Here is an 872-nt window from a genome sequence, read left to right as displayed (position 1 = left end):
TAGGGGGTGTCCCTAATTAAGCCAAAGCATCATGCAGGCCAGGTGGAGGACCGCCAGGTAGTTGGTGGCGGTCTTCTCGAAGCGGGTGGCCACGGCGCGGAAGCGCTTGAGGCGGTGGAACATGCACTCCACCTGGATGCGCAGCCGGTAGAGGGCGCGGCTGTTGCGGCGCCGGTGGTGCTTGCGCGTTGGATTCATCGCGATGACGGGCCTCATGCCGCGCTCCCGGACGGCCTGCACGAGGTGGTCGGCGTCATAGCCGGCGTCGGCGATGAGCGCCTTGCCGTGCGCATACTGAAGGAGGTGCTCGGCTTCAGTGACGTCGCCACGCTGCCCCGGCGTCAGCGTCACTTCGAGCGGCTGGCCCTGGGTGGTGCAGAGGGCGTGGACCTTGGAAGAAAAGCCTCCTCGAGAACGGCCCAGAGCATTGCATCGGACCCCCCTTTTGCACCCGAGGCGTCCTGATGCGCCCGGATGATGGTGGCGTCCAGCAGCGAGCCGACCTCATCCACTTGAAGCTGCAGCGCCTTGAAGAGCCCCTCCCATACTCCTCGGGTCGCCCAGCGCCCGAAGCGGTTGTAGACCGTCTTCCAGGGCCCGTAACGCTCTGGCAAGTCACGCCAGGGTGCGCCCGTCTTCACCCGCCAGAGCACTGCATTGACGAACTGCCGGTCCCCTTTGCGGGTGGGCGGCCCTCGTCGGGCAGGGATGAGGGGCTCAAGCTGCTTCCACTGCTCGTCCGTCAGCTCATGTCGGTGCACTCACCAGGGGTGCTCAGCTCTTCCTTTCCCTGCAAGCTCAACCCTGCCCACGGTGCTGGCGGCCGCTCGGCCTCCAGCACCTTTCTTCAGATAACTAGGGACACCCCCTAG

Annotated in this window: 1 pseudogene; it reads right to left on the bottom strand. The window is 65.7% G+C overall.

From position 1 onward, the window contains the following. Positions 1 to 15: 15 nt before the first annotated feature. Positions 16 to 734 (bottom strand): annotated as a pseudogene (locus tag D7V93_RS47225) (IS5 family transposase); the annotation flags it as partial. Between the last annotated feature and the right edge of the window lie 138 nt (positions 735 to 872).

This window comes from Corallococcus llansteffanensis, from assembly GCF_003612055.1.
In the GTDB taxonomy this organism is placed as follows: Bacteria; Myxococcota; Myxococcia; order Myxococcales; family Myxococcaceae; genus Corallococcus; species Corallococcus llansteffanensis.
Note: the sequence above shows the minus strand (reverse complement) of the source record. Positions and strands in the feature narration are given on the sequence as shown.